The sequence below is a fragment of the Kitasatospora sp. NPDC001527 genome (genome assembly GCF_040298605.1).
Classification (GTDB): Bacteria; Actinomycetota; Actinomycetes; order Streptomycetales; family Streptomycetaceae; genus Kitasatospora.
In genome coordinates this window covers 56,728-72,125 of the sequence record NZ_JBEPAM010000016.1, presented here as the reverse complement: position 1 = coordinate 72,125, position 15,398 = coordinate 56,728, and the positions used below count along the sequence as shown (strand labels likewise).

General features: G+C 74.4%; 13 protein-coding genes. 4 read left to right on the top strand and 9 right to left on the bottom strand.

The window, feature by feature from the left end:
* Positions 1-44: 44 nt before the first annotated feature.
* The 3 genes from ABT238_RS17790 to ABT238_RS17780 all read right to left on the bottom strand — a co-directional run bounded on the left by ABT238_RS17790 (position 45) and on the right by ABT238_RS17780 (position 5,443).
* Positions 45-3,644, bottom strand: a complete 3,600-nt coding sequence (locus ABT238_RS17790; RefSeq protein WP_350763615.1) for a DUF7617 domain-containing protein — start codon at positions 3,642-3,644, stop codon at positions 45-47.
* A gap of 222 nt (positions 3,645-3,866) precedes the next feature.
* Positions 3,867-4,514 (bottom strand): Rv1733c family protein, encoded by a 648-nt coding sequence (locus ABT238_RS17785; RefSeq protein WP_350763608.1) that lies wholly within the window; start codon positions 4,512-4,514, stop codon positions 3,867-3,869.
* Between the two features lie 50 nt (positions 4,515-4,564).
* Entirely contained in the window at positions 4,565-5,443 is an 879-nt protein-coding gene (locus ABT238_RS17780) for a universal stress protein (protein ID WP_350763600.1), read from the bottom strand.
* Between the two features lie 268 nt (positions 5,444-5,711).
* Here ABT238_RS17780 and ABT238_RS17775 point away from each other — a divergent pair, with 268 nt between their 5' ends.
* The 4 genes from ABT238_RS17775 to ABT238_RS17760 all read left to right on the top strand — a co-directional run bounded on the left by ABT238_RS17775 (position 5,712) and on the right by ABT238_RS17760 (position 10,113).
* Positions 5,712-6,914 (top strand): NAD(P)/FAD-dependent oxidoreductase, encoded by a 1,203-nt coding sequence (locus tag ABT238_RS17775; protein WP_350568819.1) that lies wholly within the window; start codon positions 5,712-5,714, stop codon positions 6,912-6,914.
* A 78-nt stretch (positions 6,915-6,992) separates the two neighbouring features.
* Positions 6,993-8,429, top strand: a complete 1,437-nt coding sequence (locus ABT238_RS17770) for an MBL fold metallo-hydrolase (RefSeq protein ID WP_350568818.1) — start codon at positions 6,993-6,995, stop codon at positions 8,427-8,429.
* Entirely contained in the window at positions 8,426-9,226 is an 801-nt protein-coding gene (locus tag ABT238_RS17765; protein ID WP_350763572.1) for a sulfite exporter TauE/SafE family protein, read from the top strand. Before ABT238_RS17770 ends, ABT238_RS17765 begins: the two co-directional genes overlap by 4 nt.
* Positions 9,227-9,333: 107 nt before the next feature.
* Entirely contained in the window at positions 9,334-10,113 is a 780-nt protein-coding gene (locus ABT238_RS17760; RefSeq protein WP_350763564.1) for a GntR family transcriptional regulator, read from the top strand.
* 39 nt (positions 10,114-10,152) lie between these two features.
* Here the strand turns inward: ABT238_RS17760 and ABT238_RS17755 are convergent, their stop codons facing one another.
* The 6 genes from ABT238_RS17755 to ABT238_RS17730 all read right to left on the bottom strand — a co-directional run bounded on the left by ABT238_RS17755 (position 10,153) and on the right by ABT238_RS17730 (position 15,333).
* A complete protein-coding gene (locus tag ABT238_RS17755) occupies positions 10,153-11,115 on the bottom strand; it encodes a sugar kinase (RefSeq protein WP_350763552.1) in 963 nt (320 codons plus the stop codon).
* The gene (locus ABT238_RS17750) at positions 11,112-11,795 is read right to left on the bottom strand and encodes a bifunctional 4-hydroxy-2-oxoglutarate aldolase/2-dehydro-3-deoxy-phosphogluconate aldolase (RefSeq protein ID WP_350763545.1); all 684 of its coding nucleotides are present in this window, start codon (positions 11,793-11,795) and stop codon (positions 11,112-11,114) included. Before ABT238_RS17750 ends, ABT238_RS17755 begins: the two co-directional genes overlap by 4 nt.
* A 76-nt stretch (positions 11,796-11,871) precedes the next feature.
* Positions 11,872-13,017 carry a galactonate dehydratase gene (gene dgoD / locus ABT238_RS17745; protein ID WP_350568813.1) on the bottom strand — a complete coding sequence of 382 codons (1,146 nt, stop codon included), beginning with the start codon at positions 13,015-13,017 and terminating at the stop codon, positions 11,872-11,874.
* Positions 13,014-13,808: a FadR/GntR family transcriptional regulator gene (locus tag ABT238_RS17740; RefSeq protein ID WP_350568812.1), complete on the bottom strand. Its 795-nt coding sequence runs from the start codon at positions 13,806-13,808 to the stop codon at positions 13,014-13,016. Before ABT238_RS17740 ends, dgoD begins: the two co-directional genes overlap by 4 nt.
* A 34-nt stretch (positions 13,809-13,842) precedes the next feature.
* Complete coding sequence (locus tag ABT238_RS17735) at positions 13,843-14,610, bottom strand: SDR family NAD(P)-dependent oxidoreductase (protein WP_350568810.1); 768 nt, start codon at positions 14,608-14,610, stop codon at positions 13,843-13,845.
* A gap of 165 nt (positions 14,611-14,775) precedes the next feature.
* Positions 14,776-15,333, bottom strand: a complete 558-nt coding sequence (locus ABT238_RS17730; protein WP_350568809.1) for a TetR/AcrR family transcriptional regulator — start codon at positions 15,331-15,333, stop codon at positions 14,776-14,778.
* Positions 15,334-15,398: the final 65 nt, after the last annotated feature.

Below are 15,398 nucleotides of genomic sequence, written 5' to 3'. Positions count from 1 at the left end.
GATCGTCCTCCCGGGCCACCGCCCTTCAATCCCTCAGGGCCGGATCAGAACCAGTCGGCCGGTCGGCCGATCCCCTCGACGGGGACGGGCATGAGCCAGTCGAAGTCGGGCAGCGAGGAGCCGGTGAAGCCCCCTCCCGGTTCCCAGCCCTGGTTCCAGTCGTGGTTCCAGTCGTGGTCCCAGGGATCGCCGTGGCCGTACTCATGGCCGTGACCGTGACCGTGGCCGGGGCCGGGGCCGTTCCCGTGGCACGTCTGCTTCTCGCACGGCGGCTTGCACCGGGCGAGCGCGGAGGACGGTGCGGTGGTCACCGGCGCGGTCCCCGGCGGGGAGTTCGGCGGCACGTAGGAGGCGGTGACCGTGTTGACGGTGTCCGCGGCGATCAGGCTGGTGCAGTAGTACGTCGTCGTCTGCCCCGCCGCCAGGTCGAACGTCCCGGCCGCCACCTCGCAGGAGACCTCCTGGGCGTCGGTCAGCGTGATGCCGGTCAGGTCGACCGTGCCGGTGTTGGTCACCGTGATCCGCCAGAACGCGTGGCACTCGTCCGGGAAGCACGGGTCGGCACCCTTGTGCAGGGTCGTCTCCTTGCCCCACGGCCCGGCTCCGCCCGGACCGCAGTTGTCGGGGTTGTCGGACTGGCAGACCTCCTTGTCGACCGTCAGCGACGGGACGGGGGTCCCGGTCACCTGGACGCTCGCCTCGGAGGGCGGCGTGGTGATCGGGGTCCCGCCGGGCCCGGGGAAGGCGGCGGTGACGGTGTTCGTCGTCGACTGCGTGACCCCCGGCAGGTTGCAGTAGATCTGCGTGGAGGCACCGGTGGCGAGGTTGAACGTTCCCGCTGCCGTCGCGCAGGAGGGGGTGATGGCGTCGGTGAGGGTGATGCCGGTGATGTCGACGGGTCCGTTGTTGGTGACGGTGATCCGCCAGTAGGCGGTGGCGCCGGGGGCGACGGTGGTGGTCTTGGCCCAGGGGCCCGGCCCGCCGCTACCGCAGTCGGCGGCGTTGGTGGAGGTGCAGACCTCCTTGTTGATGGCCAGCGACGGGACGTCGACGGTGGCCTCGGACGGCGGCGTGGTGATCGGGGTCCCGCCGGGCCCTGGGAAGGAGGCGGTGACGGTGTTCGTCGTCGACTGCGTGACCCCCGGCAGGTTGCAGTAGATCTGCGTGGAGGCACCGGTGGCGAGGTTGAACGTTCCCGCTGCCGTCGCGCAGGAGGGGGTGATGGCGTCGGTGAGGGTGATGCCGGTGATGTCGACGGGTCCGTTGTTGGTGACGGTGATCCGCCAGTAGGCGGTGGCGCCGGGGGCGACGGTGGTGGTCTTGGCCCAGGGGCCCGGCCCGCCGCTACCGCAGTCGGCGGCGTTCGCCGAGGTGCAGACCTCCTTGTTGATCGCCAGCATCGGCGCGCACGACGCGCCCGGGGTCACCTGCAGGGTCACGGTGTTGGAGGTGACGGCCGGCATGCCGTTGGTGACGGCGGAGGCCTGGTCGGAGACGGAGGTGACGGAGCAGTCGGCCGACACCGTGGTCTCGAAGCAGATCTGCGGCGCGTCGCCGACGAAGGTCACCTGCATCGCCGGGTGGTTGTCGGGGGTGAAGGACGACCCGTTGATCAGGGTGATGTTGGCGACCACCTGGATCGGCGATGCACTGATCGGGACGGACGAGATGTCCGCCGTCTCGGTGGCCGGGTCGAACGGGAAGGTGCCGATGGTGGTGCCGCCGGAGTTCAGCACGGTCACCGAGGACTGGGTGAAGTCGACGGTCGTCGGGTCGATGCCGAGGAGGCTGACCGTTCCGTAGGCCTGCACGTGCCCGGTGGCCCCGTCGCAGTAGTACGCGGAGGGGTTGATGGTGCCCTGGGCCCTGGTCTTCAGGCAGGGCGAGGCGCCGGTGACCGGGTCGAGCGAGAACAGGACGCCGACGTCGCCGAGGCTGTACTTGCACTGGCCGTCGTAGGCGAAGCCGTACGGGCTGGTGTAGCCGCCGTTGACGTTGGGCGGGCCGTTGACGACGCCGTTGGTGCCGTACTGGGCGCAGGGGGCCTGGGTGTTCCAGTCGTAGCAGAACTCGGAGCTGTTGAGGGTCGGCGTGGTGCCCTGGTAGATCCAGAACGGGAACTCGGTCTCCAGGTGCCCGTTGGGGGCGGTGATGGTCAGCGGCACCTGGTAGTTGGCCTCGCCGGCGGCGACGTTGGTGCTGACCAGGGTCTGCAGGCCCGGGGGCGCGGCGATCGGGGTGCCGGCCAGGCTGAAGCAGACGACGGTGCCGACGGGCGGGACGGTCGCCAGGTAGACGCCGCCGACCACCGTGCAGACGCCGGTGACGGTGCCGGCCGCGTCGTACATCTCGAAGACGTTGTCGACCCGGGCGGGGGCGGTGCCGATCGGGGTGACCACGACCTTGGGGAGGAGCCAGCCGGTGCACGGGGCGTTCGTCGCCGGGTCGAAGCAGGACATCAGCGAAGGCAGCGGGGCCAGCTGGTTGTTGGTGACGTAGATCTTGCCCTCGATGACCCGCATGGTGCCGACGTAGTCGCCGCCGAAGCCGCCCTGTCCCTCGTTGGTGGGCAGGCCGCTGGGGAAGGTCCCGCACGAGAGGTTGCCGTCGGGGTCGTAGCAGAGGATCTCACCGGTGCCGGAGACGGCGTAGATCAGCCCGTTCGGCGCCTCGACGACGCCGCCGATGACCGAACCGGTGCCGGTCTGGAGCGGGGTGAAGCCGCAGCTGGCCTGGGCCTGGAGGTCGATGCAGCCGACGCCGATCACCGCGTAGGTGACCCGGCTGACGGCGGCGTAGTACAGCTTGGAGCCGTCCTGCACGTAGGTCGGGGTGCGGGTGCTGCCGAGGTCGCCGGTGGTGCCGCCGGGCGTCGAGGAGTTCAGCGGCTGGGGCCAGCTGGTGGGGGCACCGCTCGGTGTCGGGCAGGGGCTGTTGGTGAGCAGGTCGGTGCAGAACACGCTGGCCGTGTTGGAGAACCCGTGGTGGTAGATGTTCCAGATCTCGGGCGTGGGGACGCCGTTGATGGTGGCGGTGTAGAGGATCGGCGTGAAGCCGTCGCCGCCGGTGGCCGTGTTGACCGGGGTGAACGGCGGCGGGATCTGGACCACCGCGCCGGTCGCCGGGGCCGCCAGCATCGGGTTGGTCGCCTGGACGACGTTGGTGGAGGCACCCTGGTCGGTGGAGGCGAAGGTCGCGCCGCCGTCGGTGGACCACTGCTTGCTGAAGCCGGGCGGCACCTGGAGCGAGCCGGGGACGTAGGTCTGGGTCTGCGGGGAGCTGCCCGGTCCGCCCTGGATCGCGTCGGTGACGGTGGTGCTGACGGGCACGGTGTCGGGGTTGGTCGCGGAGACCACCCAGCGGACGGTGTCGCCGTGGGTGGTCTGGGTCGTGCTGCCGGTCGCGACGTCGGTACCGGTCTTCGTCAGGGTCACCGGCAGCTGGCGGCCGTGCTGGCGGCCGCTGCCGCCGTCGGCGGGGGCGGCCCGGTCCGCGGAGTGCGCCACCGGGGCGGCGGCGAAGGAGCCGGCCGCCGTGGTGGCCGCGAGGAGGAGGGGCAGCACGGCCCGGGCGAGGCGGCCGCGGACCGCGCGTGGTCGGTGGTGTTCCGGTTCGCGTCCGCTGGTGGGTGGACAGCGCCTCATGACGATTCCCTTCGATCGACGGTCCGGAATCCCGCGGCGCGCGGGAAACCGTGGACCGGGCGCACGCAGTCGAGCAATCGCTCCCCAGCGTGTCGATCTGAAAATCCGACAATTAGCGCTCATGCACCCGAACGGGACCGCATTCACCCTGTCGCCTCCGGCGCGGCGGCTCGTCGGCGCGGGGTTGCCGCCCGGGCGGTGGGGCGGTGAGGTGATGTCCGGTCAGCCGTCGTGACCGGGGTGCCGGTCGCGGCCGCTCCACACCGGTTCCCAGCGGGCCCAGGACCGCGTCCAGGCGCGGTCGGCCCGGCGGTCGAGGACGCTCAGCCTCGCGAGCAGCCCGGTGAAGAGGAGGGCGCCGAGCAGGCCGAACAGGGACAGGCCCACGCACACCGCGTCGGCCACCAGGTCGGCGGTGCCCGGCGGGGCGGCGGTCGGGCGGCCGTCCTCGTCGACCAGGATCACGACGGTGGCGCCGGGCCCGGTGTTCCGGGGGACGTCGATGCTGCCGGTGTGGTGCCGGCCGTCGGACCGGGTCCAGGCCGCGTCGGCGTGGTAGGCGGGCCTTCCTCCGACGACCGCGGCCTCCACCGTGCGGACCGGGCCCTGCAGCACGGCGTCGACCTTCTGCAGGCGGGCGGCCGCGGCCGCGGCCGCCCGCTGCTCGGCGGTGTAGCGGGGGACGGCGGCCCCGGCCCCGAGCAGCGCCGCGAGCGCGATCCCGAGGACGGTGAGCACCACCGCCCGGCTGCGCGCCCGGTCGACGGCGCGGCCGAGCGGGTTGTGCTCCCGGCCGAGCGCCCGGCGCAGGTGGCCGCAGGGCTGCGCCGGCGGACCGTCGGGCCGGGCGGGGCGGTGGGTGCTGGACACGACGGCGCTCCTGGTCGCTGCTCGGGGGCTGGTGTCGGGGGACGGCCGGCTCAGGCGTGGGGGACCACGGCGACCGGGGCGCCGCAGTGGTGCAGGACGGCGTGGGCCACCGGGCCGAGACGCGGACCCACCGGGTGACGGCGCTCGCGCCGGCCGATGACGACGAGGTCGGCGTGGGTGGAGGCGTCCAGCAGGGCCTGGGCCCCGCCGCCGAGGCGGAGGTCCTCGACGATGTCGAGGCCGGGGTGCTTCGCCCTCAGGGCGGTGAGCACCGGGGAGATCAGGGCCGCTTCGGCGGCCTGCTGCTCGGCCGGGTTCAGCAGGGGCGGCGTCAGGCCTCCGAAGGGCATGATCGGCACCGGGTCCCACCCGTGCACGACGCGCAGTCGGCAGCCGCGCAGCTCCGCCTCGGCGGCGGCGAACCCGACGACGGCCTCTGCGGGTTCACGGCCGTCGAGACCGACCAGCACCTCCCGGGCCGCCCCGGCGGAGGCGGGCAGCTCGGCGGGGGCCTGTCCGGAGCGGACCAGCACCGTCGGGATCGGCGCGGACGCGGCCAGCGCGAGCCCCACGGACCCGACCAGCAGGCCGGCGAAGCCGCCGAGCCCGCGGGAGCCGAGCACCAGCAGCTCCCGCCCCTTCGCGGCGCAGAGCAGCCCGTCGACGGGATCGTCCGAGATCACCTCGGCCTCCACCGGCAGGTCCGGGTGGTCGTGCCGGATCCGGTCGGCGATCGCGCGCAGCGCGTCCAGCGCCCTCGGCCGCAGGTCACCGGGCTGTGCGCGGTTCTCGTCCCCGGCGTCCAGCCACGGCCAGGCGTGCAGCAGCCGGAGCGCGCAGCCCCGGCGGTGGGCCTCCGCGGCCGCCCACAGCGCCGCGGCCTCGCTCTGCGGCGATCCGTCGATTCCGGTCAGGACATGGCGCGTCATGGTGGTTCCCCTCGTGGGTCACGGCGTCGAGCCGGCCGTTCGGCGTCCGGCACACCACGAATCTCCCGTGCGCAGGCGGGACGGCAGAAGGGCCCGAAGGGACCGGCCGCTGGGCCGGTGGTCCCGGTGCGGGAGCGGACCGGGGGCGAGGCGGCTGCCCCTGGCGGGGCTCTCCTCGCTAAATGTCCGAACATTTAGGCCGATGCCTCTTGCATATCCATGCAGGTCGGGCCTAGCTTAATGTACGTACATTTAGCCAGGAGGGCCCTTGAGGACCAAGCAGCATCACCGGATCGTGATCATCGGCGGCGGAACGGCGGGCATCTCGGTCGCGGCCCGCCTCCGCCGGGCCGGGCAGCAGGACATCGCCGTGCTGGACCCGAACGAGCGCCACTACTACCAGCCGCTGTGGACGCTGGTCGGCGGCGGACGGGCGCCGCTGCGGGAGAGCATCCGTCCGCAGGCGTCCGTCATGCCGAAGGGCGTGCAGTGGATACGCCGCGCCGCCGTCGCCGTCGACCCCGAGGCCCAGGAGGTGACGCTGGACGACGGCGCCACCGTCTCCTACGACCACCTCGTGGTCTGCCCCGGCATCCAGCTGGACTGGGACCGGGTGCCGGGCCTGGCGGCCGGGCTCGGCGAGAACGGCCTGTCCAGCAACTACCTGCCGCACACCGCCCCCAGGACCTGGCGCTTCATCCGCGAGACCCGCTCGGGCAGCGCGGTGTTCAGCATGCCCACCGGCGCCGTCAAGTGCGGTGGCGCCCCGCAGAAGATCGCCTACCTCGCCGCCGACCACTGGCGCAGGGAAGGCGTGCTCGACCGGATCGACGTCCACCTGGTGATCCCCGGGGCCGCCATCTTCGGCGTCCCGGAGTTCGCCCGCGTCCTCGACGACGTGGTCCGCCGCTACGGCATCAAGGTCCACTACGGCAGCGAGGTCACCGAGGTGCGCCCCGACGCCCGCGAGGTGGTCGTCACCGACCTGGCCACCGGCGAGGGGACGACCCTGCCGTACGACGTCGCGCACCTGGTGCCGCCGCAGAGCGCCCCGGACTGGATCAAGCGCAGCCCGCTGGCCGGCGCCGACGACCCGGCCGGCTACGTCGAGATCGACAAGCACACCATGCGGCACGTCCGCTACCCGAACATCTGGTCCCTCGGCGACGCCGGGTCCTCCCCGAACTCCAAGACCGGCGCCGCCGTGCGCAAGCAGGCGCCCGTGCTCGTCGAGAACCTCCTCGCGAGCCTCGCCGGCCGCGAGCCCGGGGCCGCCTACCACGGCTACTCGTCCTGCCCGCTGGTCACCGCCCGCAACAAGATGCTGCTCGCCGAGTTCGACTACAGCGGGCGGCCCACGCCCTCGATCCCGGTGATCGACACCATCCGCGAGCGCACCGACATGTGGCACCTCAAGCGGCGCGGACTGCCGTTCCTCTACTGGAACCTCATGCTCCGCGGGCTCGCCTGACGCCGCCGCCGCACCCCTCCCGCCCCCTTCCCCCGCCCACCCGGCGCCCTCAGCCCTGCCCACCCCCAGGAGCCCGTCATGACCGAGCACACCGGACCACTGGTCTTCGTGCAGTTCTACCTCGACTGCCTCTCCCACGCCTCGTACCTCGTCGGCGACCGCACCACCGGCCGGGCCGTCGTGGTCGACCCCCAGCGCGACGTGGACGAGTACCTCGCCACCGCCGAGGGCCACGGCCTGACCATCGAACGGGTCATCGAGACCCACATCCACGCGGACTTCCTCTCCGGTCACCTGGAGCTGGCCGAGCGCACCGGCGCCCGGATCTCCTTCGGCTCCGCCGCCGCGCTCGACTTCGACACCGACCCCCTGGCGGACGGCGCGCACCTGAGCCTCGGCGAGGTCGACCTGGAGATCCGGCACACCCCGGGCCACACCCCCGAGTCGATCTGCGTCGTCGTGCGCGAACACGCCGAGGACGCCGTCCCGTTCGGCGTCCTCACCGGGGACACGCTGTTCATCGGCGACGTCGGCCGGCCCGACCTGCTCAGCTCCCGGGGCCGGTCCGCCGAGGAGATGGCCCGCGCCCTCTACCACTCCACCCGCGCGCTGCTCACCCTCCCCGACGAGACCCGCGTCTACCCGGCGCACGGCGCCGGTTCCTCCTGCGGCAAGAACCTCTCCACCGAGCTGAGCTGCACCATCGGCAACCAGCGCCGGGGCAACTACGCCCTGGCCGAGATGACCGAGGACGAGTTCGTCGCGGTGGTGACCGAGGGCCAGCCCACCGCGCCCGCCTACTTCGCGTTCACCTCGGTGCGCAACCGCCAGGACCGCCCGGTGCTGCACGAGGACCCCGTCGCCCCGCTCACCCCGGAGGACTTCCTCGGGGCCAGGGCGGCCGGCGCCACCGTGCTGGACACCCGGGACCCGGAGGCGTTCGCCGCTGCCCACCTGCACGGCGCGGTCAACATCCCGCTGGGCGGCCGGTTCGCCGAACTCGCCGGCCAGGTGCTTGAGGCCGAGGGCGCCATCGTCCTGTGCGGCGACCCGGACGCCGCGCCGGAGGCCCGCACCCGGCTGGCCCGGATCGGCTTCGACCGCGTCCAGGGCGCCCTGGCGACGCCGGTGGAGGCGATCGGCGCCGCGTACCTGACCGCGACCGCGCGGGTGGAGGCCGACGCCCTGGCGGAGCGGCTCGCCGACGCGGTGGAGGGCTTCGAGGTGCTGGACGTGCGCGGTCCCGGCGAGGTGCGGGACAACGGGACCGTCCCCGGAGCCCGCCTTCTCCCGCTGCCCGAACTGCTCGCCCGGCTCGGCGAACTGCCGACCGAGCGGCCGTTGACGGTGATCTGCGCGAGCGGCAACCGCTCCTCGGTGGCCGCCTCCGTGCTGCGGGCCCGCGGCTTCGAGGCCACCGACCTGCGCGGCGGCTTCGCCGCGTGGCACGGCGAGGTCGTCCACCCGGCCGACGGGACGGCGGACGACCGGACCCCGGACGGCGTCACGGCGTGAGCGTCCTGATCCTCGCCCTGCTCTGCGGAGCCGTGGTCGGCGTGGCGCTCGGCGCGCTGGGCGGCGGCGGGGGAGTGCTGGCGGTCCCGGCCCTGGTGTACCTCCTGGGCGTCTCGCCCGCCGAGGCCGGGACCACCAGCCTGGTCATCGTCACCGCGACCTCCGTCACCGCCCTCGCCCGCCACAGCGGCACCGGGACCATCGCCTGGCGCACCGGCCTTCTGTTCGCCGCCGCCGGCGTGCTGCCCGCCGCCGGGATGTCCGCGCTCGCCCACCGCATCCCCCAGCCGGTGCTGACCTGCGCGTTCGCCGCCCTCGCCGCCCTGGCGGCCGCGGCGATGCTGCGCGGCACCCGGGCGGCGCGGGGTGTGCCCGGCGAGGGCGCCGCCGGTGCCGCCGACGGTCCGTCCGGGCGCCCGGCCGCCCGGGGCGGGCCGCTGGGCACGGTGGCGGCCGGCGCCGGCCTGGGCGCGGTGACCGGACTGCTGGGCGTCGGCGGCGGCTTCCTCGCGGTGCCCGCCCTGGTCTCCGTGCTCCGCCTGCCGATGCGCAGGGCCGTCGGCACCAGCCTGGTGGTCGTCCTCATCAACTCGCTGGTCTCCCTCGCCACCCGCCTGACGGTCACCGGCGTCTCCCTCGACCCGGCGGTCTTCGGACCGTTCGTGGGCGCCGCCGTCCTCGGCGCCTGGGACGGCCGGCGGCTGGCGGCCAGGCTCTCCGGAGCCGCCCTGCAGCGGGCCTTCGCCGTCCTGCTGCTCGCGGTGGCCGCCTTCATGCTGGTCGACCTGCTGGTCTGACACCCCTGGCGCCCGCGGGCCCGGGTTTGTGCTGTCCCCCCGAAGGGACCACCATTCACTCCGTGGCCCGCACCGACCAACCGACCCCTGACCCCCGGGAAGACGCCGTGACCTCCCAGCCCGGCCCCCGTCCGCTCGTCCGCACCCCGGGCAAGCCGCTCTGGGCGCAGCTGCGCGCCGACCTGCTGCGCCGGCTCGACGGGGGCGAGTTCCGCGACGTCTTCCCCGGCGAGCACGACCTCGTCGCCGAGTACGCGGTCAGCCGGCACACGGTCCGCGAGGCCCTCCGCACGCTCCGCGAGGAGGGCCTCGTCACGGCCCAGCGCGGCAAGGTGTCGCGCTTCACCACCAGCCGCCCGCTGGAACAGGACATCGGCGAGGCGTACAGCCTCTTCCGCGCCGTCGAGGAGGTCGGCGCCGTCCAGCGCAGCGTCGTCCGCGCCCTCGACCAGCGCGCCGACGGCGTCATCGCCGCCCGCCTGGGCCTGGAGGAGTCCACCCCGCTGGTCTACCTCGAACGCGTCCGCCTCGCCGACGAGGAACCGCTCGCCGTCGACCGGGTCTGGCTCCCCGCCGACGTGGCCCGCCCGCTGCTGGACGTCGACTTCACCCGCACCGGACTCTACGACGAACTCGAACGCCACTGCGGCAGCCGGATCTGCGGCGGCTGGGAGCGCATCCGCGCCGTCGTCCCCGGCCGGGGGGAGCGCATCCTGCTGGAGTGCCCCGAGACCACCGCGCTGCTCGCGATCGACCGCCTCGGCCACGACACCGCCGGGCGCCTGGTCGAATGGCGGCAGACCCTCGTGCGCGGCGACCGCTTCGCCGTCGGCGCCGCCTTCTCCGCCCACGACTACCGCATGGGCGCCTCAGTCCACATCCCCTGACCTGCCCGGACCCGCGGTCTCCCGCGGTCTCCCGCGGGGTCAGCGGAGGGTGGTGCCGGCGGGGGCGTCGAGCAGGTGCAGGTCGCGGCGGGTCGGGAGGCCCTCCCAGTCGCCGGGGGTGGCGACGGCGAAGGCCGCCGTGGTGGCGGCGCGGTGCAGGCGCGCCGGTGGGGCGAGGCCGTCGAGCAGGCCGGAGAGGTAGCCGGCGACGAAGGCGTCACCGGCGCCGACGACGTCCACCACCGGTACCCGGCGGGCGGGTTGGTCGACGGTGCCGTCGGCGGTGGTGAGCGTGGCGCCGGCGGCACCCCGGGTGACGACGACCTCGCCCGGTCCCCGGGTGAGCAGCTCGGCGACCGCCTCCGGCTCGTCCAGGGCGGGGGCACCGGCCACCAGGGGGAGTTCGTCGGCGGAGGCGACCAGCACGTCGGCCCGGCGGACGAGCGGACGCAGGCGGGCGCGGGCCTCGGCGACCGACCAGAGCCGGGTGCGGTAGTTGACGTCGAGGCAGACGGTGATGCCCAGGTCCCCGGCGCGGACGGCCGCGGCGAGGACGGCGTCGGCGGCCTCCTCGCTCAGGGCGGGGGTGATGCCGGTCAGGTGCAGGACGCGCACACCCGGGGTCAGGGCCGGCAGGACGTCCTGGGCGGTGAGCGCCGATCCCGCCGAACCGGACCGGTAGTAGCCGACCTTGACCAGATCGCGGGCGCCGGTCTCGGAGGCGAGCAGACCGGTGGGCCTGCCGTCCCGGTCGACGCGGGCGAAGCCGACGTTCACCTGCTCGGCCCGCAGCGTCCGCAGCACGAGGGCGCCGAACTCGTCGTCGCCGACCCGTCCGACCCAGCCGACCGGGTGGCCCAGGCGGGCCAGGCCGATCGCGACGTTGCTCTCCGCGCCGGCCACCGACAGCCGCATCGTTCCGCCCAGCCGGATTGGGCCGTCGGCCCGCAGCGCGGCCATCGTCTCGCCGACGGTGACGACCTGGGGTACCGCGCCGCTCATGCCGCGGTCTCCTCGGTGTGTTCGGTCTCCTCGGTGCGTGCGGTCTCTTCGGCGAGGGCGGTCTCTTCGGTGAGGGCGGTGCGCCACCGGGCGATCCGGGCGCGCAGGGCGTCCAGGTCCCCGCCGCGGGCGGCGTCGCCGACCAGGGGCGAGCCGACGCCGACGGTGACGGCCCCGGCGGCCAGGTAGGCCCTGGCCTCGTCGAGGCCGACGCCGCCGACCGGGACGAAGGGGACGCCGGGGAGCGGGTCGCGCAGGGCGCGCAGGTAGGCGGGGCCGCCGAGCGAGGCGGGGAAGAGCTTGACGGCGAGGGCCCCTCGCGCCATCGCCGTGGTGATCTCGCTGGGCGTCAGGGCGCCCATCAGCACGGGCAGTTCGCGTGCCGAAGGGTCCCATTGCCCGGTGGCGACGACGGCCGGGGTGACGAGGAAGCGGGCGCCGGCGCCGGCCGCCCGGGCGGCGTCGGCGGCGGTGAGCACGGTGCCGGCGCCGAGCAGGGCGGTGTCGCCGAGTGCGCGGCGGGCCCGTTCGATCACCCGCAGGGCGTCGGGGGTGGTCAGCGAGACCTCGATGCCGGAGATGCCTCCTTCGGCGAGGGCGAGCACGCAGTCGAGCGCGGCGTCGGGGTCGGTGCCGCGGACGACGGCGAGCACCGAGGCGGACAGGTCGGCGAGGTTCATGGCGTGGCCTTGTCGGGTCGGGTCGGGTGGTGGCGGTGGTCCCGGCGGCCTCAGGGGGCCCTGGGGTCCCGGCCGGTCACCATTCCGCGAACGAGCCGTCCTGGTGGCGCCAGACGGGGTTGCGCCACCGGTGGCCGAGCTCGGCGGCCCGGCGGACGGCGGCCTCGTCGATCTCGATGCCCAGGCCGGGCCCGGTGGGGCGGGCGGCGTGGCCGTCGGTGAAGCGGAAGGGCGTCGGGTCGAGCAGGTGGTCGAGCAGCTCGCCTCCACGGTTGTAGTGGATGCCCAGGCTCTGTTCCTGGATGAGGAAGTTCGGTACCGCGAAGGCGAGTTGGAGGCTGGCGGCGAGGGCGATCGGGCCGAGCGGGCAGTGCGGGGCCAGCGCGACGTCATGGAGTTCGGCGAGCGCGGCGATGCGGCGGACCTCGGAGATGCCGCCGGCGTGCGAGACGTCGGGCTGGGCGACGGCGATGCCGGAGGTGAGCACGTCCCGGAAGTCCCAGCGGGAGTAGAGGCGTTCGCCCACGGCCAGCGGGACGCCGGTCGACCCGGCCAGCCGCTCCAGGTGACGGGAGTGCTCGGGCAGGACGGGCTCCTCGACGAAGAGCGGGTGCAGCGGTTCCAGCAGCGGCAGCAGGCGCCGGGACATCGCGGTGGACATCCGCCCGTGGAAGTCGATCACCAGGTCGCGCTCGGGGCCGAGGGCCTCCCGTACGGCGGCGGCGCGGTCGACCACCTCGCGGGTCCGGCCCTGGGTCTCCAGCGGTCCCATCGGGCCCGAGCCGTTCATCTTGACGGCGGTGAACCCGGCCTCGGCCTGGGCGCGGGCCAGTTCGGCGACCTCCGCCGGGCTGTCCCCGCCGATCCAGGCGTACATCCGGACCCGGTCGCGGACCGGCCCGCCCAGTAACCGGTGGACCGGGACGCCGTACGCCTTCCCGGCGATGTCCCACAGCGCCTGGTCGATGCCGGCGACCGCACTGGAGAGCACCGGTCCGCCGCGGTAGAAGCCGCCCTTGGTGAGGACCTGCCAGTGGTCCTCGATGCGCAGCGGGTCCCGGCCGACGAGGTGGTCGGCGAGCTCGGCGACGGCCGTGCGGACCGTCTCGGCGCGGCCCTCGACGACCGGCTCCCCCCAGCCGGTGATCCCCTCGTCGGTGGCGACGCGCAGGAACAGCCATCTCGGCGCGACGAGGAACGTCTCCAGTGAGGTGATCCTCATCCGTTCCCGCCCTCCCCGAGGCCGGGCCCGTCCGCCAGTTCCGCGAGGTCCTCGGAGGCCTGGGCGAGCAGCGCCTCGACCGCGCGTTCGGCGGCCTCGGGGTCCCGGTTCCGCACCGCCCGCAGCACGGCCGCGTGGGCGGGGACCGGGTCGGCCCAGTGCCCGGCGCCGTGCACGATCCGGTCACGGACGCGCAGGCCGGCCTCGATGACCACCTCCATACGGGTCAGCAGTTCGTTGTGGGCGGCGGCGAGCAGGGCCCGGTGGAAGGCCAGGTCGGCCTCGACGACCGCCTGCGGGTCGCGGCCCGCCGCGCCCATCCGGTCGAGCGCGGCGGCGAGCGCGGCCAGGTCGGCCTCGTCGCGGCGTACGGCGGCCAGCCGGGCGCCCGCGGGCTCCACGATGCCGCGGACCTCGGCGAGGTCGTCCAGGAAGGGACGGTGCCGGACGCCGCACCGGTCCTGGGCGCCGGGCCCCGCCTGGGCCTCGATCCGGCCCTGGGCACCGGTCCGGCCGGGGGCGCCGAGGGTCTGCCAGCGCAGCAGGTCGCCGTCGAGCAGGTTCCAGTCCGCGCGGGGCCGCACGAAGGTGCCGCGCTTCTGGCGCGAGTCGATCAGGCCCTTCGCCGCCAGCACCCGGAGCGCCTCGCGGACGACCGTCTTGCTCACGTCCAGCTCCTGCTCGATCGCACCCGGGTGCAGCGACGAGCCGGGCGGGTAGGCGCCCGCGACGATCCGCGCGCCGATGACCTCGACGGCCTGTCCGTGCAGCCCCCGGCCGGGGTAGTTCATGTCGGCCCGCCTTCCGCGTCCCGCCGCGCCCCGGTCACGACGAGGCCTTGACGACGGACCATCCGCCGTCCACCACCAGGCTCGCGCCGGTGATGTAGGACGCCTCGCCGGAGGCCAGGAACGCCACGGCGGCGGCCACCTCCTCGGGGCGCCCGAACCGCTTGGCCACCGTCTCGGCCGCGCTCGCGCCGCGCCCGGCCGCGTCCACCCGGTCCCAGGCCGAGGTCATGATCGGCCCGGGGAGGACGGTGTTGACCCGCACCCGCGGCCCGTACTCCACGGCGAGCTGCCGCCCGAGCGCACCCAGCGCGCCCTTGGCCGCGGCGTAGGCCGGATGGCCGGGCAGGCCCACCAGGGCGTGCACCGAGGAGGTGAGCACGACCGAGCCCAGGGACTCGCGCAGCGCCGGGGCGAAGGCGCGCACCGCCAGCCAGGAGGCCTTGAGCGTGACGTCCAGCTGGCTGTCCCACTCCTGTTCGCTGAGCGCGTGGGCGGGCTTGACCACGACGGCGTAGGCGTTGCTGTGCAGCACGTCGAGCCGCCCGTGGGTGTGCCGGACGGCGGCGGCCAGCTCGTCCCACATCGCGGCGGAGGCCACGTCGCCGTGCCGGTACTCGGCCCTGCCGCCCCGCTCCCTGATCGCCGCGGCGGTGGCCCGGCCGGGGGCGTCCGCGATGTCGACCAGGACCACCGAGGCGCCCTCGGACGCCAGCCGGTGCGCGGTGGCCGCGCCGATGCCCTGGGCGGCACCGGTGATCACGGCGACCTTTCCCTCGAACCTTCGACCCGTCAGTTCTGCCACGAGCCGCACCCTAGTGCTTGTCATTAATTATGGAAATATCCCGGCCGCATCGGCCTGGGCCCGTGCGGTTCCCCGTGCCAGGAACGCCCCCGCCCCCGCCCCGGGGCCGGTCCGTCGGCGAAGCCCGTCGGCGGACCCCCGCCCGTCGGCGGAACCGCCGCGGCCTCACTCCACCAGGGCGGCGGCGATCCGGCGGACCACCTCGCGGCGCCGCGCGCGGTCCTCCAGGTCCACCACCGCCAGGACCTCCGGATTGGCCGCCGGCCAGAGCATCGCGACGTGCACCAGCAGGGCGATCAGGACCTCGGGCTCGAACCGGGTCGAGACCAGGCCCCTGGCCTGCGCCTCGGCGATGGCGGCACTCCTGCTGCGCACGTCCGCGACCCCGAGCTCGTTGACCGAGCTGCCGTGCTCCAGCCGCTGCCAGGTGATGATCCGGGGCATGGCCGGGTCCTCGGCGTAGAGGTCGCTCAGCGCGGCCGCGAACCCCGGCAGGTCGTCCGCGTCGAGCGGCACGCTCACCACGATCTGTTCGACCAGCTCGTTCCAGACCGCGTCGAACAGCCCGGCCTTGTTCCCGAAGTAGTGGTAGATCTGCGCCTTGTTGCTGCGCGCGGCGGCGGCGATGCGGTCGACGCGGGCGCCGTTCAGTCCGTGCGCGGCGAACTCCGCCCGGCCGGCCGCGATGAGTCTGCGCTTCGTGGCTTCCGCGTCGCGCTCCATGCACCCAGCTCCTAACTAACCATTTACTTGACAGTTGTACCAAGGCACAGTCTAATCAACTAACC

What these genes read in the sequence shown, in the direction of transcription:
- ABT238_RS17770 (WP_350568818.1), top strand. Translation starts at nt 6,993, where the DNA reads ATGACCGAGCACACCGGACCACTGGTCTTCGTGCAGTTCTACCTCGAC.
- ABT238_RS17790 (WP_350763615.1), bottom strand. Translation starts at nt 3,644, where the DNA reads ATGAGGCGCTGTCCACCCACCAGCGGACGCGAACCGGAACACCACCGA.
- dgoD (WP_350568813.1), bottom strand. Translation starts at nt 13,017, where the DNA reads ATGAGGATCACCTCACTGGAGACGTTCCTCGTCGCGCCGAGATGGCTG.
- ABT238_RS17755 (WP_350763552.1), bottom strand. Translation starts at nt 11,115, where the DNA reads ATGAGCGGCGCGGTACCCCAGGTCGTCACCGTCGGCGAGACGATGGCC.
- ABT238_RS17730 (WP_350568809.1), bottom strand. Translation starts at nt 15,333, where the DNA reads ATGGAGCGCGACGCGGAAGCCACGAAGCGCAGACTCATCGCGGCCGGC.
- ABT238_RS17750 (WP_350763545.1), bottom strand. Translation starts at nt 11,795, where the DNA reads ATGAACCTCGCCGACCTGTCCGCCTCGGTGCTCGCCGTCGTCCGCGGC.
- ABT238_RS17740 (WP_350568812.1), bottom strand. Translation starts at nt 13,808, where the DNA reads ATGAACTACCCCGGCCGGGGGCTGCACGGACAGGCCGTCGAGGTCATC.
- ABT238_RS17780 (WP_350763600.1), bottom strand. Translation starts at nt 5,443, where the DNA reads ATGACGCGCCATGTCCTGACCGGAATCGACGGATCGCCGCAGAGCGAG.